This window comes from Anabaena lutea FACHB-196 (assembly GCF_014698305.1).
Classification (GTDB): domain Bacteria; phylum Cyanobacteriota; class Cyanobacteriia; order Cyanobacteriales; family Nostocaceae; genus Anabaena; species Anabaena lutea.
In genome coordinates this window covers 122799-145051 of record NZ_JACJST010000003.1, presented here as the reverse complement: position 1 = coordinate 145051, position 22253 = coordinate 122799, and the positions used below count along the sequence as shown (strand labels likewise).

Here is a 22253-nt window from a genome sequence, read left to right as displayed (position 1 = left end):
CGTTAGCCTGCCGTTAGGCATATGGTAATGGGTTAAGATTGCTGATCTGAACCATTATCATTCATCTATTAACTAACCTTTTATTACGTAGTATTATGCTGACCAGGTTAAAAGTTTCTGGTTTTAAAAACCTTGTCGATGTAGATGTTCGATTTGGTTCATTTACCTGTGTAGCAGGTGCTAATGGAGTTGGCAAATCTAACTTATTTGATGCTATTAGATTTTTGAGTGCGATCGCAGACCTTCCTTTAATTGATGCTGCCTTATCTGTGCGAGATGAAAAGGGACGAACCGCTGATGTACGTAGTCTATTTCACCGCTTTGGTGATGAATATGCAAATGAAATGTCCTTTGAGGCAGAAATGATTATACCTGCCGAAGGTGTAGATGATTTGGGTCAACAGGCAAAAGCTAGTATAACCTTTCTTCGCTACTCCATAACTCTTGCTTACCGTTCAGATGATAGCTTGCGGTCTTTAGGTTCACTAGAAATTATTAAAGAGGAGTTAGTTCACATAAATCTTGGTGATGCCAAGAAAAACTTATTGTTTACTCACAGTGTTAATTGGCGTAAATCCGCAGTTAAAGGAAAACGCACTTCACCATTTATTTCTACTGAAGTTGATAAAGAAAAAACCATCATTAAACTACATCAAGATGGTGTTAAAGGAAAACCTCTATCTCGACTAGCTGAACATCTTCCCCGAACTGTACTTTCTGTAGCTAATGCTGCTGAAAGTCCTACAGTTTTACTAGCACGAAGAGAAATGCAATCTTGGCGGCTACTACAATTAGAACCTTCAGCACTACGTCAGCCAGATGAATTTACATCACCGACAAAATTAGATATGGATGGTTCTCATCTAGCTGCTACACTTTATCATTTAGCAAGGTTAAATAAAAATTATTCAAAAAATGAACTTACGGAAGATGAAGCAGAATCACAAGTTTACAGCCAAGTCGCTAATCGTTTGGCAGAACTAATTAATGATGTAGGTGAAGTCAAGATTGATCGGGATGAAAAACGCCAACTTCTAACATTAATAGTTACTAATAGAGATGGTACATCACATCCAGCAAGGGCGCTATCAGATGGAACTTTGCGTTTTTTAGCTTTAGCAATTTTGGCATTAGACCCAGAAGCAAAAGGTCTTTTGTGTTTGGAAGAACCGGAAAATGGCATTCATCCAGCACGTATTCCCAAAATACTCCAATTACTTCAAGATATTGCAACTGATGTTAATTATCCCATTGATATAGATAATCCATTGCGTCAAGTAATCATCAATACTCATTCACCTGCTGTCGTTATGCAAATACCTGATGATAGTCTATTAGTTGCTGAATTAAAGGAAACGGTAAGTTCAGGAAAACGGTTTAAAAGGTTGTCTTTTGGTTGTTTACCAGATACGTGGCGAGAAAAATCTCCTGAAGGAGTAAATGTTGTTTCTAAAGGTAAACTTCTTGATTACTTAAATCCAGTAGTAATGGACGAATCAGAACCCAATCAACACCGAGTTGTAGATAGACCTGACCTTCAATTTCTAATTCTTGGTTCTCTGACTGAATAGGTATGAAAGAACTTGTCTACACTTTACTATCAGATGGCAGTTCAGACAAAGCATTGATGCCTATCCTCACCTGGCTATTACGAGAAAATCAGGTTAATTGTGCTATTCAACCACAATGGGCTGATTTAGGACGCTTACGTGAAGTTCCAAAAACTCTATCACAAAAAATTAGCAAAAGCCTAGAACTCTATCATTGTGACCTTTTATTTATTCATAGAGACGCAGAAAGAGAACCACGTCAAAACCGTGTAATTGAAATTGAGAAAGCATTAGAAGAAGTTCAAAAATCTGTGATAATCCCAGTTCATGTTTGTGTTATTCCAGTTCGGATGTTAGAAGCATGGCTGTTATTTGACAACTTAAGACTACGAGAAGCTGCGGATAATCCTCGTGGTCGTCAGACATTACAATTACCAAATATTCATACAGTTGAACAACTATCTGACCCTAAAGAAGTTCTTTATCAACTATTACGAGAAGCTAGTGGTCTTAATGGTCGTAGACTCGATAAATTTCGGGTAAACGAACGTATTCACCGTTTAGCAGACTTAATAGATGATTTTTCTCCTCTACGGGCTTTATCTGCTTTTCAAGAATTAGAAGCAGAAATTCAACAAGTTGTAGAAATTCAAGGTTGGAATTCCTATTCAGAAGATTCTTAATAAAATAAAATTCAACTTTGAGACAACCGCTTCACCTCTGCACCCCCTAATATCTCCTGGGCTTTCGCTAACATCTGCGGAATTTTTTCAGCGTGGGGACTATTAACAAGACATTCTCGCAAATCTAATTCTGCTAACTTATCAGCCTTATTACCAGGAAACCAGGAATTACCATTACCTAAAAGGTTATAGCGCATTTTGCCATACTCGATCATGTCATAGGCTAAAGCTAAATTTAATAACCACAAAATCACCCGTATATTTATTTGTCCTGGTGTTTTTTCCCAAGTTGGTAAATTAGTTTCCCAGGTTTTTACCCAATCTTTTCCTAAAGTTTCTATGGCTGCATTTTCTAACCGTTCAAAAATCGGGGGTAAAATTTCCTTGGCTTTATCTAACAATTCTAAAGTTTTTAAATGTTCATCAAAATCAGTTGGGTTTGCTGCCCCTATACTCAAAGTATGCACCTGATGATGACTTAAACAAAATAAATCATTAAACACCATTGGACTCAAAGGCGCACACAAATCAACTAACTTTGCAGATGGTTGATATAATAGCCCACCTTTATTAGATGGACTAATAATAAACACACCCATATCTAATTTATTAGCAGCTTCAATAGCAGACCAATTCCATTGATTAATATAGTACCAATGCAAATTCACATAATCAAATTGATTAGTATTAATTGCTTGTAAAATTATATCTGTGGGCGCATGAGTAGAAAAGCCAATAAATCTAACTTTTCCCTCAGCTTGTAACTGTTTCGCTACTTCTAAACAACCATCTACACGAATACTATAATCTAAACTTTCTTCATCATTAATGCCATGTAAACCCAGCAAATCAACATAATCTAACTGGAGATAAGCCAAAGATTTTTCAAAAGTTTGGCGGAATTCTTGAGGATTTGCCACAGGAGAAACCTTAGTCTGAACTATTAATTTCTCACGGGGAAACTGAGGTAATATTTTACCCAATTGCATTTCTGATGTTCCGTAACCACGGGCAGTTTCAATGTGATTAATCCCAACTTCTAATGCACGACGAATCGTCGCTTCTAAATTTTCTTGATTATCTGCTGGAATTTCTTCTGGTGTAACATCTTGCCATTTAAATTGATATCGCATTCCTCCACAAGAGAACACTGGGATTTGTAATTCTGTGCGTCCAAATCTTCTGTACAACATTATATTTAAAATTCTAATCTTTCATTTTTAGGTTTTAGTTTTTCAGGTGGGAATTGCCCACCCTACTTATTTTAACTACATTTGGCGGACAACAGGCTTACCATCGATAACTTCGCCAATCAGAACTAAATCAACACAATTTACAAAGATCCCATTTTCCAAAACACCAGGAATATTATTCAGTGTTTTCTCTAAATTAACAGGGTCGTTAATATTGTCAAATCTCACATCTACAACCATGTTACCTTGGTCGGTGATGACTGGGCCGGCTTTTCTTACACCCATGCGGAGTTCTGGTTTACCACCGAGTTTTTTAATCGCATTGAGAACGGGGGTAATAGCCATAGGGATAACTTCCACTGGGACAGCGAAACTAGAACCCAAGCGGTCTACTAACTTACCACCATCGACCACAACAATGAACTGCTCTGCCAGATAATCTACCACTTTTTCGCGGGTATGTGCTGCACCACCGCCTTTAATCAAGTTTTTGTGGGGATCAACTTCATCAGCACCATCAATAGCAATATCAATATGGTCAATAGCGTCGAGAGTGGTAAGAGGAACACCGTACTGTTTTGCTAGAACTTCCGACTGAAAGGAGGTGGGGATACCAACAATATCTGTGAGTTCACCAGACTTGAGGCGTTCTCCTAAATACTGAATTGTGTAGGCTGTAGTTGACCCCGTACCCAATCCAACTATAGAACCCGATTTTACCAGGGCGGCGGCGGCTTTGCCAACTTCTTGCTTCATCAACTTCACGGGGTCTGCTGCTACGGACATTCTCAAAACTCCTGAAAAATTAACTTTGGGAAAGACACTATCACAGCCGACTATACTACAAAATTGGTAATGGGTAATAGGTAATAGGTAATTGGTTATATTTCCCAGATAAAAACTTTCAAATTATACATAAAAAATACTCATAATTAATGATATAAAAAATCGGCAACTTCAGTTATTCAAAAAACGTCAACACCAATCATGCGTTTCTAAAATCATAGTTGACATGAAAAAATTACTAGGTACATTGAGTTTAGTCAGCCTACTGCAAACCTACCCAGTAATTGCACAGGCAAAAACAACAGAACAACTACCTGTGACAAGTGCAGATTATATCCAAAAGGTGATTAACGCCAATTTAATTACCAATTCTCCAGATGGTCAATTTTATCCAGACAGCTTAATTAGTCGGGCTGAATTAGCATCAATTTTAGTTAAAGCCTTTCATTTAGAAAAGCGCCAAGCTATTGCACAAAAAAATGCAACACTGATACCAGATGTTCCCAATTCTCACCCTGCATATCAAGATATTCAGATAGTTCTCAAAACCGACATCATGAAAGGCTATCGCGGGAATATGTTCTTTCCCAATCAAAAGGTAACTAGGGCTGAAGGCTTGGCAATTTTTGCCCAGGCCTATGGAGTGTTTCAGTTCCCCAACGATACCGTCAACGAAATTTTGACAGCACACCCAGATGCGGAGACCATACCCACTTGGGCAAGAAAAGCGATCGCTACCGTAGTCAGTGAAGAATTTATCAACACAGATAGCCAAGGTAATATTAACCCATTACGCCCCATGACCCGTGGTGACATGGCTTACGTCTTAAGTAAATATTTGCAACGCCAACAGAAACAACCAGAGACACCAGTAGTCCCTGGTGTACCCCAATTATGATCGGGAAACGGGGAGAAATGGCTGCGGATAACTAACCAAAGTTATACTTCTACAAACGACATTAATAACTGCCAGCTTTTTGTAGCCACCTGAAGTGGGAAAATCTAATTAATGCCAAAAGTAGAGTATAGAGAGGAAAACCGTATAATATGCACCTGAGTGAAATCACCCATCCTAACCAGTTGCATGGTTTGTCGATTCGCCAATTGCAACAAATTGCTCGTCAAATTCGAGAAAAGCACTTACAAACCGTAGCAGCAACTGGGGGGCATTTAGGCCCCGGTTTGGGAGTTGTAGAACTAACCCTTGGGCTTTACCAGACGTTGGACTTAGATCGAGATAAAGTCATTTGGGATGTGGGACATCAAGCTTATCCCCACAAACTACTCACAGGACGCTACAGTGACTTCCACACTCTCAGACAAAAAGACGGAGTTGCAGGTTATCTCAAGCGTTGTGAAAACAAGTTTGACCACTTTGGTGCTGGACACGCTTCTACCAGTATCTCAGCTGCCCTAGGTATGGCTTTAGCCCGCGACTTAAAAGGGGAAAAATTTAAAGCTGTTGCTGTCATTGGAGATGGTGCTTTAACCGGTGGTATGGCCTTAGAAGCCATCAACCACGCTGGACACTTACCCAAAACTAACCTGTTGGTGGTTCTCAATGACAATGAGATGTCCATCTCCCCCAACGTCGGTGCTATTCCCCGCTATCTCAACAAAATGCGCCTTAGCCCACCGATGCAATTTATCAAAGATAATTTAGAGGAACAGTTCAAACACATTCCTTTTGTTGGTGAATCTCTTTCCCCAGAACTAGAACGCATTAAAGAAGGAATGAAGCGTTTAGCGGTTCCTAAAGTAGGTGCAGTTTTTGAAGAACTGGGCTTTACTTACATGGGGCCTGTAGATGGGCATAATTTAGAAGAGTTGATTGCTACCTTCCAACAGGCACATCAAATTATTGGCCCGGTTTTGGTTCATGTGGTGACAACTAAAGGTAAAGGCTATGAACTAGCTGAAAAAGACCAAGTAGGCTACCACGCCCAAACTCCCTTTAATTTAACCACTGGTAAGGCTATTCCTTCCAGTAAACCCAAACCTCCAGCTTACGCTAAAGTCTTTTCTCACACTTTGGTGAAACTGGCAGAACAAAATCCCAAAATCGTCGGGATTACGGCAGCAATGGCTACCGGTACAGGTTTAGATAAACTCCAAGCTAAACTACCCAATCAATACATTGATGTGGGTATTGCTGAACAACACGCCGTCACTTTAGCGGCTGGTTTAGCCTGTGAAGGAATGCGCCCTGTTGCTGCTATCTATTCCACTTTCTTACAACGCGCCTTTGACCAAATTATTCACGATGTCTGCATCCAAAACCTGCCTGTATTCTTCTGTTTAGACCGGGCAGGTATTGTTGGTGCTGATGGTCCGACTCACCAAGGTATGTATGACATCGCCTATCTACGTTGTATTCCCAACATGGTAGTGATGGCTCCCAAGGACGAAGCGGAATTACAACGGATGGTGGTGACTGGTATTAACCACACCAGTAGCCCCATTTCTATGCGTTTCCCTCGCGGTAATGGTCATGGTGTCCCTTTGATGGAAGAAGGTTGGGAACCTTTGGAAATCGGGAAAGGGGAAATTCTCCGCCAGGGTGATGATGTGTTAATCGTCGGTTACGGCACGATGGTTTACCCAAGTATGCAAGCAGCAGAAATTCTCAGCGAACATGGCATTGAAGCTACTGTGATTAATGCCCGGTTTGTTAAGCCTTTGGATACTGAGTTGATTTTACCTTTGGCTCAACAAATTGGCCGAGTTGTCACTTTGGAAGAAGGCTGTTTGATGGGTGGCTTTGGTTCTGCGGTGGCTGAGGCTTTAATGGATGCTGATGTTTTGGTTCCTGTGAAGCGAATTGGTGTACCAGATATTTTGGTAGATCATGCCACACCCGATGAATCTTATGCAGCCTTAGGTTTAACTAGTCGGCAAATTGCAGAAACTGTTTTGCAAGCTTTCTTTAAAAAACAAGCTGCTGCTGTTGTCTAAATAATTTTCTTTTTCTCGTTCCCATACTCTGTATGGGAATGAATTCTTGAAGCCTCTGCCTTCCTTTATCCTAGAGTTGCAGCCTCATTACAGTTTTTTATAAATAAGCATCATTTTATTGTCTGAATCAGGATTTACAGGATTTGAGGATTTACACGATGTAATTATTTTTATCCTGTGCATCCATAAATATAGCGTATCTTGAGTCTCATAAAATACATTTTTATTTGATTGCCGTTTCGGATATTGCGTTTAGAGAATATAAAAGATATTATCTAAATACACTATGAATCTATTCACTATGAAGACCATCATATCTGGGCAAAACCTGCCCTTAGAGTCAGTGATGGCTCAAGAACAGGAACAATCATCCATCAAGCACCTTGAACGTATACTTCAGCTTGAAGGCTCCCAACCAAAACTAGTAGGAGCAGACGGTAAAGAAATTCACATTCCCGAATCTGTTTATCAGGTTTTACATCAGGCTGTTCATGCACTGGCATCAGGTAAAGTAATATCTGTAGTCATTCAGGATAAAGAACTGACGACCCAAAAAGCAGCAGACCTTCTTAAAATTTCACGTCCCCATCTGATTAAGTTATTAGACCTGGGTGAAATTCCTTGCATTAGAGTAGGAACACATCGGCGTGTTCGTTTTGACGATTTGATGAAATATAAGGAACAGCGCAATATCAAGCGTCGGGAAGGACTGAAGCAATTCACTCAATTTTTAGAAGCTGAGGGGTTTTATGATGATGAGAGTAGCGAATTAGATCAGTAAAATGGTACTCTCTGTTATTTTAGATAGATTTTTGTTGGGTTTCCTCAACCCAACCTTACATTTCATGTGGAAATGCAATATCATTCTTAATTTTTCTTAGTTTTTTGCCAATCTTCTAACGCACTAATAACAAAGCTGGCCGCCGGGTGGTTAAGGAATTGCTCAAATGCAGAAACACTACCTCCTTTTAGAGCGCTAAGTATCCGTGCAGCTAAAGTTGGATTGCTGTCAATTTGGCTGATAGTTTCTGTAGCAATTGCCTTTTTTCCTGCTGTAGTTTCAGTAGAGTATGACTTCCCTAATTGTTCAAGGAGTTTTTGGATTTCAGCAGCGGCTTCACTGAGGCTTTGTAGTTGTCCTGCGGCATAGTAATTCCCTTGGATGTAGTTACCCTCAATGCGTTCGTTATAGTTACCACCACCAGTATTAATGGTACGATCACCTGCCATATATTTATCTCTTTTATACAGAAGTATTAGCTATATTATATATGAAATTACTGTATGTCTAATAGAAATTTGATGTAAAAAATCTTAATTATGTCGTCATTTTTAGTAAAAAACTATACTTTTTGGATAAGTAAACTTTAAAACATTCTAATTAAATTACTACTAAAATACGTAATTTTTTTATTAAAAGTTAGATGCTTTCCTGATTATGAAATATTTCTGTTAGTTCTTTATCAATTTCCTTCTTAGCTTTTGTAATAGCAGTTTCTTCTCTATATGACCCTCCTCTCTTAATATTTTCCAAAAAGGTGTTATCTTTTCGCTTAATCTTATATATCCATCTATTATTTATACCATTGAGTAATTCAATTGTATATCCTCTATAGGGTATATTATTTTTATAATCTTTTTCACTATCGTATTGATTGTCAATAGGTTTTATGTTCATCAACCCATTGCTAACATTTATATTTTCTAATTCAGAAGAATCCTGTGTAAGCAATATTCTAATTATATTATTTACTAGTTCTTCTTCACTGCTATCATATTGCACACTAAAATTTATTTTAGCTTCTGGATTTCTGCGTAATTCTTGAACTAACTCCTCTGTAAACTCAGATATTGCTTTTCTTGGATCTGAGCTTTTAGCTATCATCTCAGTCAGTATATCTTTAAAATCGTAGATTGTCTGAGAAATATCGGAACTGATTTCTACTTTCTGCCCTCCAATAGTAATAGACTGATCTATATAATCTCTTTGAATATAGTTACCATTAATATTTTTATTATAATTACCACCATTTGTATTAACTAGATTGTGATTATTTGTTGCTGGTATTATCTCCTTCATCGGTGCTAATCTAGGTTGATAATTAATTATATTAGATTGGCTTTTGACCATATTTTGATTCTTAAAATGTAAAAATATGCCTGATAAAAATAAAGTTAATCCTAATGTTGCAAAAACCGTATTTGCGGTAAATGCAGTATGGATTAATGCAAGTGATAACGAGAGACAAAATGAGTAAAATACTATAAACAAGAATGAATTTCTTGATTTGATCTTCAGAAAAAGCATCTAAATAATCAGTAAATAGTAAATAAGTTATTAAATATTTATAAGACGGTTTTAACCACACTAAACTACCAGCTAATTAAATTTAGTTATGTAATATATAACACTATACATTTGTGATTTAAGTCATTGAAAAGAAATGAATTCAGTCTGAAAACCCACGTTAAACATCTGGTAAAAATTAAATATGCTTTATCTCAAACTCTTGTAGAGACGTTCCATGGAACGTCTCTACATTATTTACTAGATAAATTAAGTAACCAAATACCAGGATTTGTTCAAAAAATCCATACTTTCATAACCTAAAGTTCACCACAAAATGCTAAATCTAGTAACGTTGAACGATAAGAAACCAACGTGAAAGCACAAGTATTTAGAGGCGTAAATCAATTATCCTACGAAGAAGTCCCAGTTCCGACACTAGAAGCAGATGAAGTGCTAGTACAGGTGCGGGTTGTGGGTTTATGTCAGTCAGATATTAAAAAAATTCGTTATCCTTTGTATGAACCGCCACGTATATTTGGACATGAAACGGCTGGAACTATTGCAGCGGTAGGTTCCAAGGTTAAAGATTGGACAGTAGGACAACGGGTTGCGGTGATGCACCATATACCATGTATGCGTTGCGCTTACTGCTTAAATGATAATTTCTCCATGTGCGATGTTTATAAAAATATCTCGACTACCGCAGGTTTTAACGCTAGTGGTGGTGGTTTTGCGGAGTATGTGAAAGTACCAGGCCATATTGTTCAGAATGGAGGTTTAATTCCTATTCCCGATGATATTAGTTTTGAAGAAGCAAGTTTTGTAGAACCGACTAATTGCTGTTTAAAAGCGGTGAAAAAGGCTCAAATTGCACCGGGACAGACTGTGTTAATCACTGGGGCTGGGCCAATTGGGTTAATGTTTATGATGTTGGTGAAGTATTTTGGAGCCAGAGCGATCGCTACTGATTTACTTCCTTCTAGAATTGAAAAAGCTCTAAATGTTGGCGCAGAAGCCGCTTTTGATGCTCGTGATCCTGATTTACCTGCCAAAATTCAAGCTTTAACTGGGGGTATGGGTGTTGATGTCACCTTGTTAGCTGTTCCCAGTGATAAAGCATTTTTTCAAGCTTTAGACTGTACCCGCAAAGGTGGAAAAATCCTGTTTTTCGCGGAGTTTCCCGATGAATTGACAATTCCCGTGAATCCGAATGTTCTGTATCGTCGGGAAATCGACTTGATGGGTAGTTACAGTTCATCTTACCGTTTACAAAGTCTTTCCGCCGATATTGTCTTTAATCGCCGGATTGATGTCAAAGCCTTAATTAGCGATCGCTATCCCCTACAAGATTTATCACAAGCCGTAGACCAAGCGATCGCACCCACACCAGAAACTTATAAAATTCTAATTTATCCATAAATCAAGTTGGGATTTGGGGATTAATCCTGTAAATCCTTAAATCCTGTAAATCCTGATTCTGACAATCATCCAGTAAATCCTGAAAATCGCAAAATCCTGTAAATCCTGATTCAGACATCATCCTCTAAATCCTGATATGGCTACGCCACGCTACGCTATCAGACAACTATGATTATTCTCGCCTTCTTAGCTTTTTATGTAGCTTTTAATCTTGGCGCAAATGATGTAGCCAATGCAATGGGGACTTCTGTAGGTTCTAAAGCCGTCACCCTCAAACAAGCCATCATTATTGCCGGCATCCTCGAATTTACAGGTGCAGTATTATTTGGACATGGGGTAACGGAAACTTTAGGAACGAAAATTGCCAACCCTGATTTATTCATCACCACACCGCAAACCTTACTTTTAGGGATGGTAGCGGTACTGATATCATCTGGAGTTTGGCTACAAATTGCCACATCACTCGGTTTACCTGTATCCTCATCTCATGCCGTAGTCGGTGCGATCGCTGGATTTAGTTGGATAGCCTTGGGAATAAATGCTATAGATTGGTCATCTATTGGTTTAATTAGCATCGGTTGGATTTTAACACCTGTAATTAGTGGTATCGTAGCGGCTTTTTTTTACAGTCTCATTCAGCACTGGATTTTAGAACAACCGAATCCCCTCCTCCATTTACAAGAATGGATTCCCTGGTTAAGCGCCATTTTACTGAGTGTATTTGGTGTAATTGTTCTACCATCCCTCACCCAACCACTGACAAACTTTTTAATAGAAGAAGTCGGTTTAAATCTACCCCCCCACGACATCCCCATCTTTACAGGTGCAGCCGCAGCCATAGGACTGACACTTTATAGCTGGCGACAATTAGATCACAGCACAATCCAAAATCTAAAATCCAAAATCCAAAATCCAGTAGAGAGCTTATTTGGAAGATTTCAACTCCTGAGTGCTTGTTTTGTCGCCTTTGCACATGGTTCAAATGATGTTGGGAATGCGATCGCACCCCTAGCAGTTATATCCTATATCCAGCGCACAGGTAGCGTCCCCAATAACGGACTAAACATCCCCATTTGGATTCTCATCCTTGGTGGCATTGGCATTGTTGCCGGTTTAGCAATTTGGGGTAAAAAAGTTATTGCCACCATCGGCGAAAATATCATATCCTTACAACCTAGTAGCGGATTTTGCGCCGAACTTGCCACCGCCACCACCATCTTACTAGCCTCTCGCTTAGGCTTACCAGTATCCACCTCCCATGCCCTCGTTGGCGGCGTAGTGGGCATTGGACTAGTGCAGAACCTTAAATCAATTAAATTTCAAACCCTCCAAGGAATCGCCGCCGCCTGGATAATTACAGTCCCTATCAGTGCCATTCTCAGCGCTGCTATCTTTAGCATTATCCGGATGATCTTCAATTCAAAATGAAATTTATGGAGATTCTTACATACTGGTTCTCATTTGAATGCAATACATTTTAGGGAAACAACGTAAGTAAGATTGCTGTTTCACTACAAAATTTTCGGTGCTGTACCCCTACCTAAAATGGGAATCCTACCCAATCAAAAACCGCTATATTCTGCAATTATTCCTAAACAGCATATTTTTGCAGAATTGTTGGTCATTTACTAGAATATTGTGCAGGGGATGGCAATATCTTCTATTTTTCCTAGAAAAATACTTTAATTCCTCAGAGCAACGGAAACTGTCACGCAATTTACACTTCGCACAGATTGTGGTTTTTAGCAACCTACCCATCTGCAAGGCTTTGAAACAGTTATCAGTGAACAGTAAACAGTAAACAGTGAATAGTTATCAGTAAACAGTAAATAGTTATCAGTCTGAAAATTGATAACTGACAACTGATAACTGATTTATCGTCAAGGTGTTAGAGGTTAGAAACTCATGGGGCGATTTGAGAAGCGACCAGACAACCCACGAAGCAGGGGCGACTTACCTAGAGCAGCAGAAAATGCCCTCTGGGACATAGTTGAAGATTTAGAAAATTTGCAACAGAATGTTCTCCGGTCGTTGCAAGATGATGTCAAGCGGTTGGAGGCTGAAAAAACCCGTTTAGCTAACGACATTCAACGATTGATAGAAGAAAAAGAAAAGTTACAGCAAGCTCGACAAATTACTGAACAGCAAGTTTTAATTCGTCAGCTGGCGGAAGTTTTGGCAAAACACATATCTTCACAACTACAATCTTCCCTGAAGACTTTAGCTACTCAATCAATAGAAGGTGAATCTTCTGAACGATCTGCGTTGAAGTCTGCTGAAGTTACCACTCATTCGAGCAGTCAGATCAATGAGAATGTCGGCCAAATGTTGGACAATCTTGATGATACTGTCACGATTGCTTTTAGCTCGCTGCAACAAGAACTAAAAAATTATCAAAGTCATCTTTCTCAGCAGTTGTCCCGAATGTACGACCAACAGCAGCAAGGGGAAGAGATTTTAGCCGAGTTCATTAATCGTCTACGCGGTGAACTGGACAAAACCAAAGAAACAACTACCCTCAAGGTTGTCACAGGAGGTGCGCCAACTGTATTACAACTGACTGAGCCTTACAAAAATGGTTTTTTGGAAAAATCCTCAGAGAGAATAATTACTGAACCTATTTCTCTGCTACCCCAAGAATTACCAAACACCGAAACTACATCAACAGAGGCTGTGGTAACTTTACCTCCACCGCCGGAAAATACAACAGAGTCCAGTTCTGTTCTGACTCCAAGCTTGTCAGAAAGCACAACTACAACAGAACCACCACCGCCGGAAAATACAACAGAGTCCAGTTCTGTTCTGACTCCAAGCTTGTCAGAAAGCACAACTACAACAGAACCACCACAAAAGGAAAATACAACAGAGTCCAGTTCCGTTCTGACTCCAAACTTGTCAGAAAGCACAACTACAACAGAACCACCACAAAAGGAAAATACAACAGAGTCCAGTTCCGTTCTGACTCCAAACTTGTCAGAAAGCACAACTACATCCCCACCTCCTTTTGCATCAAAACAGCCACAAGCGGAAAATAAAACAGAGCCAATTTCTGTTCTGACTCCAAACTTGTCAGAAAGCACAACTAAATCTCCACCTCCTTTTGCACCAAAGCCAAAGCAGGAAGTCACCACCCGCCGACAAAGATCCCGTAGCGCCCCAAACTGGTCTCCGGTTCAGCTAGGCTTTTTGTTGGTTGTTTTGTCAACGGTGGTATCGTCCCTTTATAACGTAGCTATTAAGGCGCTTTTTTATAAAGATTCTCAGCTTCTGGGAGAGTTTGAGACACAGCAATTCATCTCACCAACCTTGGGTAATATTTTCCTGATTTTGATGCTGAGGTTATTAGTGGTTGTGCCATTGATGCTACTCTTGGCTCCTATATTGCATCCACCAATTTGGCAAGATCTGCAAAATCTATTTGATTCAGTGGGCAGAAATGCCACTTCTAATAGTGCCAAAACAAAGCGGGTTTTAATATTGTCAGTGGTGAGTGGCTGCTTTTTGTTTTTGTCCCAAGTACTTATTTACATTGCCATTGGTACAGTAACCACAGGAATTGCGATCGCACTGTTCTTTGTCTATCCCGTGATTAGTGGACTCTTGGCCTGGTTTCTGTTTAGAGATCGTCCTAATTTAATCAGTGCTGGGGCTTACGCTACCATTTTCTGTGGTGAATTAATAATCCTGGGTAGTTATTCCACAGCCATGAGCAATACTTCTTTGGGAACCATCTCCGGAATTATGTCCGGAATAGCTTTTGCTGTGTATGTAATTTTTACTAGGTTATGCGCCACTCAACTGCATCCAGTTTCTTTTGCTTTAATTAACTTCGCCACTATGTTACTGTTAAGCTTTATTTGTTTAATGCTTCCCTTACCTAGTGATTGGAGTTTAGCAATTAGATCATCCAATTTACTGGAAGTGATTCTAAGTGCTTTTATGTTGGGTGTCTTAACTCTTTGCGGTTATTTGTTCAATAACTTTGGGATTCGCAAACTAGGTGCGCCACAATCAGCAATTATTGGCGCTACTGTACCAGTTTTAACAGTGATTTTTGCTGGCTTAATGATTCAGGAAACTTTGGATCTGTTACAAATTCTGGGAGTTTTATTAGTAACCTTAGGTGCTGTTGCTTTCAGCTTTGAAAAAATGCAAAATCAAGTTAAATCTTCTAGTCCCAAGAACTAAATCACCAAGACCAATGAAACTCAACATCCTAGAGCTTGACTTTCCCCATTCTCAAAATGCGGAGCTTCAAACTCGTCATTTTTCCTAGGCTAAATCCTGGGAAAATTGTTAATGTATCTAAGAATCACAAAAAAAGTCATGATTCAAACATAATTAATTATCTGGACGGAAGACTTATATTGCAGTTTGGTGTATACTAGATAATTTAATTTGAATCCCACTCTTGTAAACGTGCCATTCATCTGTCTGTGAATATGAGTAACGACATAGATCTGATCAAACGTCTTGGCCCAAGTGCGATGGATCAGATCATGCTTTATCTAGCTTTTAGTGCCATGCGCACAAGTGGGCATAGGCATGGAGCATTTTTAGATGCAGCCGCAACTGCCGCTAAATGTGCAATTTACATGACTTATCTGGAGCAGGGGCAAAACCTGCGAATGACAGGCCATTTGCATCATCTGGAACCGAAGCGAGTCAAAATCATTGTTGAGGAAGTCAGACTGGCGCTGACTGAAGGCAAATTGCTAAAAATGCTGGGTTCTCAAGAACCTCGCTATTTGATTCAATTGCCCTATGTCTGGATGGAAAAATATCCTTGGCTACCAGGAAGATCCCGTGTACCTGGTACAAGTCTGACAAGTGAAGAAAAAAAACAAATTGAGCGCAAGCTGCCTAAAAATCTGCCTGATGCCCAGTTAATCACTTCCTTTGAGTTTCTAGAGTTAATTGAATTTCTACACAAGCGATCGCAAGAGGAGTTACCACCTCACCACCAAATGCCCCTGAGTGAAGCCTTGGCAGAACATATCAAGCGCCGTTTACTATACTCAGGTACAGTGACACGCATTGATTCTCCTTGGGGAATGCCTTTCTACGCTCTGACTCGTCCTTTTTATGCCCCAGCAGACGATCAGGAACGCACTTACACAATGGTAGAAGACACTGCTCGATACTTTCGCATGATGAAAGATTGGGCAGAACGCAAAGCCAATGCCATGCGTGCTGTAGAAGAACTAGATATTCCTCCCGAACGATTAGATCAGGCTATGGAGGAACTTGATGAAATTATCCGCGCTTGGGCAGATAAATATCACCAAGATGGAGGAATGCCAATGATCTTACAAATGGTTTTTGGCAGTCAAGACGAATAAAGTCGCAAAAGTTAGAAGTAATCTTCTAATTTTTGGAACTCCCACCTTGACTAAACCATTTGTGCCACAGCCTCCCAGTCTAATCGAGGACGAAAATCAAGCCAGATATTTTTGATAGCCCTTTTTCATGGCATGAGCGCGGCTAATATGTGTAGCAAGCAAAGTTCTCACATAGTGGTAGTAGTCGGTTAAAGTTACACTCCCACCCCTAAAAGAGATAGCAACCCAAAATTCAACAGGAGGCAGGGGAGCAGGGAGTGTTATAGCATGGGGATCTTACCCCACCTAAATTAAAGTCAGTGCAAATTTAAGTAAGCGGCTCCCACCCTTGCTTCCCCCAGTTGCCTTCACCTATTATGGTTGGGTTTACTTTCCAATGGGGGTAAATCCTGGTGGTGTTGTAGACCCATAACCGATACTGATAGCTCGCTCAGTAGCATCAATACAAGTATCTAAAGCTTGAATCGGGGTGAAATCGATTTCCTTACGCAAGCCAACTACACACTGAGCAAAATTCACAGGCAACAAACTACGTCCACAGTAGGCTAAAGCGGCTGGATTGACAGCCTCCTGGGTACTTTTGCTAATGCCAACTACACAGGCAGCTAAATCCTCAGGACGGCGGGCTTGACTACAGGAATTAAATGCATCAGCAGGATTAATTTGCGTCTGCTCTTTAATTTGAGCTACACAAGTAGACAACTCTTTGGGACGTAGAGCTTTGGCACAACCTTGAGATGCTGCTTCTGGTGTAACACCCGCACTCAAAAGTTTTGCGGCACAGACTCGGTAATCATTTCCATAGGAATCTGTAACAGCTATACTCGGGACAATAGTTGTCAATAATCCAGCTAGGGCTAAAACTGGTGCTGTCAAAATTCTCAAAGTACGACTGCCTTTTTGGTTCTGAAAACTGCGAGTTTCTTTTTTGGTTGCTAACATAGTTATTCTCCAAACACCCAAGGTTATGCTAACTTAGAATCTGCTCAAACTCCTCTACAATCAAGGAATTTCGGCGCAATTGTCTGCCTAAGATAGCTCCAAAGGCTGATGATCGTATTTTTGTCCATTGGCACCGGGGATTAAATTGGTCTTAGGTTAGACTATACTGGGTAGTTTGTGGCGAAAACGACTTAAATCATAGTCAACGTTGCGTAAGCAGTGTTTTCGCAACATCTAAGTTAAACGTACCGTGGGACGCATGGGAACGCAGGGTCATGCCCTGAAAGCTTGGAAGATACTGCTTTTTAGGTCAAGACCTACTGAAAGTAAGTACAGAAGAGATGAAGTCTTTTGTAAGTATTTCAACTCATTACTTAGTTCAAGAGGACGAGTATTTAGAGATAGCTTTTCAGAAGAAATCTCATTCAACCAAGAATCCTCTAGCTAATTGGTTCGGGGAATGTCATAATAGAATATTTGGGTAAAGTTTAAACAGGATTAAATTAAGGAAACTCATGTCCCGATATAGAGGACCACGCCTCAGAATTGTCCGTCGCTTAGGCGACTTGCCTGGATTAACTCGGAAAAGCGCTAGACGTGCTTATCCACCAGGACAACATGGTCAAAACCGTAAAAAGCGCTCTGAGTATGCTATCCGTCTAGAGGAAAAGCAAAAACTCCGCATGAACTATGGTTTGACTGAAAAGCAACTGCTACGCTATGTGCGGAAAGCAAGACGTGTAACTGGTTCTACCGGACAAGTATTGCTGCAATTGTTAGAAATGCGTTTAGATAACACGGTTTTCCGTATGGGTATGGCTCCCACCATTCCCGCAGCGCGTCAACTGGTAAATCACGGTCACGTAACTGTGAACGGTCGTGTAGTTAATATTGCCAGCTATCAGTGCCGCCCCGGTGAAGAAGTTGCTGTCAGGAATAAGGAAGCATCCAAGAAATTAGTTGAAGCTAACTTGCAATATCCTGGTTTAGCTAACCTCCCTAATCACTTAGAATTTGATAAAACCAAATTGATTGGTAAAGTCAACAGCGTGATTGAACGAGAATGGGTAGCGCTTCAAGTTAATGAACTACTTGTGGTGGAATACTACTCTCGTCAAGCGTAAGAGTCAGGAGTCAGGAGTCAGGAGTCAGGAGTCAGGAGTCAGAGACAAAAGGCAAAAAGCAATAGTTTATTCTTTGGTTCTGTTCCCTGTTCCCTGTTCCCTGTTCCCTGTTCCTAATGACTAACCCCCAATTTGCGACATGGTACGGGTGTAAGTGCCGACAGTACCAGAGTCGCGCTGTTTAAAGTTAATTTCTGCTTTGATGTCGAGTATGTGCTTAACTTGCTGCTGTAATTGAGCAGTGCTAACGCCGGCACGTAAACAGGTTTTTAAGTCAATTTGACCAGTTTCGTTTAATAAGCAGGGACGTAGCCAACCATCAGCAGAAAGACGCATTCGATTACAGCGATCGCAAAAACATTCTGACATCTGGCTGATAAATCCTAATGTTCCTTTAGCTCCCGGAATTTGAAACACATCAGCAGGTCCATTACCACGAATTTGAGATTCTGTCAATCCCCAACGTTCGCGGATGCTGTGACGTAAATCTGCGGAAGATATCCAACCGCGATCGCTAAATAATTGATCATTACCAATAGGCATAAACTCAATAAACCTGACGTGCCATTGTTTGTCAATGGTCAAAGCCGCTAAATCCAAAATTTCATGGTCATTAACACCAGGAATAACCACCACATTTAACTTCAGTGGGTCAAAGCCAGCATGATAAGCTGCTTGAATTCCTGCCCAAACTTGTTGCCAACGTCCACGTCCATGATTACCGATAATTTGCTCAAAGGTATCTGGAGCGAGAGAATCTAAACTAATATTAATCCTTTTTAAACCTGCATTATAGAGATTTTGCGCCATAGGGGCTAGTAAAAACCCATTGGTAGTCATTGCTAAATCTTGGGTTTGGGGAAGATTGGCAATTTTTCTGACTAACTCCACCACACCAGGACGTAATAGGGGTTCCCCACCAGTCAAACGAAAACGGGTAAAACCTATCGGGATAAATACCTCTTGAATTAAGGTGAGGAGTTCATCATCAGTTAAAAGTTGTTGCTGGAGAATATAGTTCAGTTCTGCACCTTCTGGCATACAGTACTGACAACGGAAATTGCAGCGATCAATTAAACTAATGCGGAGATAGTCTACCTGGTTCATGATTTTTTAGCTCAAAGCTTGGTGAGACTGAATTCTAGACTATCTCATCGGTTCCTAATCAGTAGTATAGTGGCAAGGGTAGCACGGCAGTATTTTTAATGAGATGAAATGGTCAATTGTGATAAGTTCAGTAATTGCACTGAGTTGGGAACTAATGGGAACTACAGCCTACGCAGACAATTGTTTTCCAATTTCCAGTTCTTCACAGCAGTTTAATAGAGTCCAGCAGGGGAAAGTAATTGTTATAGGACGAATATCCAAATACCCTTACGTTGTCGTAGTTCCGGGAGATGAAGAAATAAAACTAAAATCTATACAACAGTGTGTAACAGATGCGTTTATTTCCCAGAACCGACTCGGTAAATTTATCCATGCAGGTGCATTTGATAATTATGCCTCAGCAAAAGGGTTAGAAAGAGTCTTGCGATCGCGTAAATTAGATGCAAGGGTGGTCTACTTTCGGTGACGTAAATGAAAAAGCGCTGGCTGTTATTAACTGTACTTGTAATTACAATATTGACTATCAGTCGAGTATCGGCTCAGAATAACTTCCAGCTAAGAGTCAACCGCTACATAGAAGTTCGCCGTGTTTCTGGAGATGTAACCTATCAAAATGGAAAAACTTCCCAATCGGCGCGCATAGGCGTAAAACTAAAAAATGTAGGAGATAGCATCAGCACCGGCCAGCGTTCTAGTAGTATGCTGGCGCTGGATACTGGTATTGCCTTTGTTCAAGTTGCCGAAAATACAAAACTCGAAATTCAAAAACTCCAACAGACTAGAAATGGTGGACACATCACCAATTTACAAGTGAGAAGTGGACAGGTACGGCTCAAGGTGCGTCCCTTTACACATAAAGACTCCAGCTTGCAAATAGAGACTCCAGCAGGGATTGCAGGTGTGCGAGGTACAGAATTTGGTGTGAATGTCCAACCGACTGGGAAAACAGGGGTAGCGACTCTCAGCGGCAGTGTAGCAACCACGGCTCAGGGTCAAAGCGTGTATATTAATAAAGGTTTTCAGAGCTTAGTGATTCCAGGAGAACCACCATCAGCACCGTTGCCATTGCGGAATGATACAAGCTTAAACTTGCAGATACTAGAAGAGGAAGGAAATCAACAAGCCCGAATTGTTGGTAAAGTTGATCCAGTTAACTTGGTCATTTTTGCAAATCAACCGCTGACTACTGATCGCAGTGGAAAATTTGATATTACCATCCCCATGCCTGCTAACCGCCGCGTTGCAGTAACAGTGACAACACCTTTAGGTAAAAAACAAGATTATGAATTAGTAGTTCCTTAATCTTTTCTGAAATACAGCAGAATTCAGGAGTCACGATTGAAGAAGACACGGGGACACGGGGACACAGAGACGCGGGGACACTCTTACACCCCATGTCTAAAGCCAGGGGATTCCAGCAAAGAATGTCTTTTTTCTTCTCCACGACTGTAGTCGGGGGCTTGAAACCATTTGCATTGATCTGCAATCTGCTGTAATGATTAATTTGTACAGTGCATAAGTTTTATGAACTATTTGATATTTGGGCATTGCATAATTGCGGGATGATTTGAGAATCTGCATCAATATATAATCACCGCGTCTCCGCGTCAGCCTCAATCATCTCCTTATTCAGCAACGCCGATATTTGATATCGTGTTCGGTTCAAGACTTATAACAGCAACACACGTCAAGTAAAAATCTGGATTTGTCTAATTCACGTAATTTTAAATTTATCAACTATAATACTTAACTGCTTATTGTTTGTCGCAATCGGCTAATCGCATACACCAACCAGCTATCCACCGTGCAAGATACCGACTCTATGAATGACCTTGCTGCTGCACTGCAACAGCCAGTAGACTTAGACTTTGAACTACCAGATCCAGAAGATGAACAGATTCTGGAGTCTGACTTTTTACAGCAGCTAGATGTAGCATGGCAAGTATGCGATCGCTTTGATTTACAAACAGAAATTTGGCGTGGTCGCATTTTGCGTTCTGTCCGTGACAGAGAGAAAAAAAACGGTGACGGACGCGGTGCAGGTTTTCTCAAATGGCTCAAAGAAAGGGAAATTAGTAAAACTCAAGCTTATAGTTGGATTCAACTCGCAAATAGTGCTGATACCCTGATTGAAGATGGCAAACTTGACCCAGGTACTGTCAATAACTTTAGTAAACGGGCGTTTGTAGAAACCGCTAAAGCCGCCCCAGAAGTGCAACAGATGGTGAGTGAAGCCGCGCAAAAGGGCGATCGCATCACCCGCAGAGAAGTCCGTCAACTCACTGACGAATGGACAGCTATGTCCTCAGATTTATTACCAGAGGAAGTGAGAGAAAAAGCCGCAGATAATACCTTGCCACCGCGCTACATTGCCCCTTTGGTGAAGGAAATGGAGAAACTGCCCGAATCACACCAAAAGGCATTACAAAGAGATATAGCCGCTAGTCCTGATGTTGATACTCTCAAGCAGGCAACCACAGAAGCGCGTCAATTAGGCAAATATCTCAAATCTGCTGTCCAAGTCCAAGCGTTGACAGAAGAAAATGTGGATATTGAAACAGCATTAGAAGAAGCGCAAAGAATCGGCTGTTTGAGTATCGCTGCTGATTTGGTAAATCAGGCATCGCAGATGGAACAAAGCATTGCTAAGTTATATATGACTTGGAAAAAAATCAGTAACTTAGCAGATAGATTGTATGTTGACACTGGTGCGAGTACACCCAATCTGCGATCGCTCCTCACTTGCGTAGAACCCCTTGGTGGGGAAATCATGGAACTGCAACTCAGTGGCGCAACACAACACACCATTAGATTACAGATTCAAGAGACGAATTAGGTAATGGGTGATTGGTGATTGGTGAT

General features: G+C 40.5%; 19 protein-coding genes. 13 read left to right on the top strand and 6 right to left on the bottom strand.

What is annotated here, in order from left to right:
• Positions 1-95 precede the first annotated feature (95 nt).
• Both H6G59_RS05100 and H6G59_RS05095 read left to right on the top strand, forming a co-directional pair.
• Positions 96-1571, top strand: coding sequence for an AAA family ATPase (locus tag H6G59_RS05100; RefSeq protein WP_190712071.1), 1476 nt, complete (start codon positions 96-98; stop codon positions 1569-1571).
• A gap of 2 nt (positions 1572-1573) precedes the next feature.
• On the top strand, positions 1574-2233 hold the full coding sequence (locus H6G59_RS05095) for a DUF4276 family protein (RefSeq protein ID WP_190712069.1): 660 nt from the start codon (positions 1574-1576) through the stop codon (positions 2231-2233).
• A gap of 11 nt (positions 2234-2244) precedes the next feature.
• Here the strand turns inward: H6G59_RS05095 and H6G59_RS05090 are convergent, their stop codons facing one another.
• Both H6G59_RS05090 and rpiA read right to left on the bottom strand, forming a co-directional pair.
• Positions 2245-3426, bottom strand: coding sequence for an aldo/keto reductase (locus H6G59_RS05090; RefSeq protein WP_190712068.1), 1182 nt, complete (start codon positions 3424-3426; stop codon positions 2245-2247).
• A 75-nt stretch (positions 3427-3501) separates the two neighbouring features.
• Complete coding sequence (rpiA, locus tag H6G59_RS05085) at positions 3502-4212, bottom strand: ribose-5-phosphate isomerase RpiA (protein WP_190712066.1); 711 nt, start codon at positions 4210-4212, stop codon at positions 3502-3504.
• Between the two features lie 226 nt (positions 4213-4438).
• Between rpiA and H6G59_RS05080 the strand changes: the two genes are divergently transcribed.
• From H6G59_RS05080 to H6G59_RS05070, 3 genes are all read left to right on the top strand, one after another.
• A complete protein-coding gene (locus H6G59_RS05080; protein WP_190712064.1) occupies positions 4439-5110 on the top strand; it encodes an S-layer homology domain-containing protein in 672 nt (223 codons plus the stop codon).
• Between the two features lie 149 nt (positions 5111-5259).
• On the top strand, positions 5260-7167 hold the full coding sequence (gene dxs / locus H6G59_RS05075) for a 1-deoxy-D-xylulose-5-phosphate synthase (RefSeq protein ID WP_190712061.1): 1908 nt from the start codon (positions 5260-5262) through the stop codon (positions 7165-7167).
• Positions 7168-7468: 301 nt separating this feature from the next.
• Entirely contained in the window at positions 7469-7948 is a 480-nt protein-coding gene (locus tag H6G59_RS05070) for a helix-turn-helix domain-containing protein (RefSeq protein ID WP_199331932.1), read from the top strand.
• Positions 7949-8034: 86 nt separating this feature from the next.
• On the opposite strand, the gene H6G59_RS05065 is transcribed toward H6G59_RS05070, so the two are convergent.
• Positions 8035-8397 (bottom strand): hypothetical protein, encoded by a 363-nt coding sequence (locus tag H6G59_RS05065; RefSeq protein WP_190712059.1) that lies wholly within the window; start codon positions 8395-8397, stop codon positions 8035-8037.
• Between the two features lie 190 nt (positions 8398-8587).
• Positions 8588-9298, bottom strand: a complete 711-nt coding sequence (locus H6G59_RS05060; protein ID WP_190712057.1) for a hypothetical protein — start codon at positions 9296-9298, stop codon at positions 8588-8590.
• A 531-nt stretch (positions 9299-9829) separates the two neighbouring features.
• Here H6G59_RS05060 and H6G59_RS05055 point away from each other — a divergent pair.
• The 4 genes from H6G59_RS05055 to hetR all read left to right on the top strand — a co-directional run bounded on the left by H6G59_RS05055 (position 9830) and on the right by hetR (position 16218).
• Positions 9830-10876, top strand: coding sequence for an alcohol dehydrogenase catalytic domain-containing protein (locus H6G59_RS05055; RefSeq protein WP_190712056.1), 1047 nt, complete (start codon positions 9830-9832; stop codon positions 10874-10876).
• A 168-nt stretch (positions 10877-11044) separates the two neighbouring features.
• Complete coding sequence (locus H6G59_RS05050) at positions 11045-12304, top strand: inorganic phosphate transporter (RefSeq protein ID WP_190712054.1); 1260 nt, start codon at positions 11045-11047, stop codon at positions 12302-12304.
• Between the two features lie 477 nt (positions 12305-12781).
• The gene (locus tag H6G59_RS05045) at positions 12782-15064 is read left to right on the top strand and encodes a DMT family transporter (RefSeq protein WP_190712052.1); all 2283 of its coding nucleotides are present in this window, start codon (positions 12782-12784) and stop codon (positions 15062-15064) included.
• A gap of 254 nt (positions 15065-15318) precedes the next feature.
• Positions 15319-16218, top strand: coding sequence for a heterocyst differentiation master regulator HetR (gene hetR / locus H6G59_RS05040; protein ID WP_127052682.1), 900 nt, complete (start codon positions 15319-15321; stop codon positions 16216-16218).
• Between the two features lie 366 nt (positions 16219-16584).
• Here the strand turns inward: hetR and H6G59_RS05035 are convergent, their stop codons facing one another.
• A complete protein-coding gene (locus H6G59_RS05035) occupies positions 16585-17160 on the bottom strand; it encodes a hypothetical protein (RefSeq protein ID WP_190712050.1) in 576 nt (191 codons plus the stop codon).
• Between the two features lie 515 nt (positions 17161-17675).
• Here H6G59_RS05035 and rpsD point away from each other — a divergent pair.
• Entirely contained in the window at positions 17676-18284 is a 609-nt protein-coding gene (gene rpsD, locus H6G59_RS05030) for a 30S ribosomal protein S4 (RefSeq protein ID WP_127052685.1), read from the top strand.
• A 120-nt stretch (positions 18285-18404) separates the two neighbouring features.
• Here the strand turns inward: rpsD and moaA are convergent, their stop codons facing one another.
• The gene (gene moaA / locus H6G59_RS05025; RefSeq protein ID WP_190712048.1) at positions 18405-19391 is read right to left on the bottom strand and encodes a GTP 3',8-cyclase MoaA; all 987 of its coding nucleotides are present in this window, start codon (positions 19389-19391) and stop codon (positions 18405-18407) included.
• A 103-nt stretch (positions 19392-19494) separates the two neighbouring features.
• On the opposite strand from moaA, the gene H6G59_RS05020 reads away from it, so the two are divergent.
• The 3 genes from H6G59_RS05020 to H6G59_RS05010 all read left to right on the top strand — a co-directional run bounded on the left by H6G59_RS05020 (position 19495) and on the right by H6G59_RS05010 (position 22227).
• Positions 19495-19857, top strand: coding sequence for a hypothetical protein (locus H6G59_RS05020; RefSeq protein ID WP_190712046.1), 363 nt, complete (start codon positions 19495-19497; stop codon positions 19855-19857).
• 5 nt (positions 19858-19862) lie between these two features.
• Positions 19863-20693: a FecR family protein gene (locus H6G59_RS05015; RefSeq protein ID WP_190712044.1), complete on the top strand. Its 831-nt coding sequence runs from the start codon at positions 19863-19865 to the stop codon at positions 20691-20693.
• A gap of 520 nt (positions 20694-21213) precedes the next feature.
• Positions 21214-22227 (top strand): hypothetical protein, encoded by a 1014-nt coding sequence (locus H6G59_RS05010; RefSeq protein ID WP_199331944.1) that lies wholly within the window; start codon positions 21214-21216, stop codon positions 22225-22227.
• The last annotated feature ends 26 nt before the right edge of the window (positions 22228-22253 follow it).

Bases quoted from the DNA above. Each gene is read 5' to 3' on its own strand.
- H6G59_RS05100 (WP_190712071.1), top strand. From the start codon at position 96: ATGCTGACCAGGTTAAAAGTTTCTGGTTTTAAAAACCTTGTCGATGTA.
- H6G59_RS05095 (WP_190712069.1), top strand. From the start codon at position 1,574: ATGAAAGAACTTGTCTACACTTTACTATCAGATGGCAGTTCAGACAAA.
- H6G59_RS05090 (WP_190712068.1), bottom strand. From the start codon at position 3,426: ATGTTGTACAGAAGATTTGGACGCACAGAATTACAAATCCCAGTGTTC.
- rpiA (WP_190712066.1), bottom strand. From the start codon at position 4,212: ATGTCCGTAGCAGCAGACCCCGTGAAGTTGATGAAGCAAGAAGTTGGC.
- H6G59_RS05080 (WP_190712064.1), top strand. From the start codon at position 4,439: ATGAAAAAATTACTAGGTACATTGAGTTTAGTCAGCCTACTGCAAACC.
- dxs (WP_190712061.1), top strand. From the start codon at position 5,260: ATGCACCTGAGTGAAATCACCCATCCTAACCAGTTGCATGGTTTGTCG.
- H6G59_RS05070 (WP_199331932.1), top strand. From the start codon at position 7,469: ATGAAGACCATCATATCTGGGCAAAACCTGCCCTTAGAGTCAGTGATG.
- H6G59_RS05065 (WP_190712059.1), bottom strand. From the start codon at position 8,397: ATGGCAGGTGATCGTACCATTAATACTGGTGGTGGTAACTATAACGAA.
- H6G59_RS05060 (WP_190712057.1), bottom strand. From the start codon at position 9,298: ATGGTCAAAAGCCAATCTAATATAATTAATTATCAACCTAGATTAGCA.
- H6G59_RS05050 (WP_190712054.1), top strand. From the start codon at position 11,045: ATGATTATTCTCGCCTTCTTAGCTTTTTATGTAGCTTTTAATCTTGGC.
- H6G59_RS05045 (WP_190712052.1), top strand. From the start codon at position 12,782: ATGGGGCGATTTGAGAAGCGACCAGACAACCCACGAAGCAGGGGCGAC.
- hetR (WP_127052682.1), top strand. From the start codon at position 15,319: ATGAGTAACGACATAGATCTGATCAAACGTCTTGGCCCAAGTGCGATG.
- H6G59_RS05035 (WP_190712050.1), bottom strand. From the start codon at position 17,160: ATGTTAGCAACCAAAAAAGAAACTCGCAGTTTTCAGAACCAAAAAGGC.
- rpsD (WP_127052685.1), top strand. From the start codon at position 17,676: ATGTCCCGATATAGAGGACCACGCCTCAGAATTGTCCGTCGCTTAGGC.
- moaA (WP_190712048.1), bottom strand. From the start codon at position 19,391: ATGAACCAGGTAGACTATCTCCGCATTAGTTTAATTGATCGCTGCAAT.
- H6G59_RS05020 (WP_190712046.1), top strand. From the start codon at position 19,495: ATGAAATGGTCAATTGTGATAAGTTCAGTAATTGCACTGAGTTGGGAA.
- H6G59_RS05015 (WP_190712044.1), top strand. From the start codon at position 19,863: ATGAAAAAGCGCTGGCTGTTATTAACTGTACTTGTAATTACAATATTG.
- H6G59_RS05010 (WP_199331944.1), top strand. From the start codon at position 21,214: ATGAATGACCTTGCTGCTGCACTGCAACAGCCAGTAGACTTAGACTTT.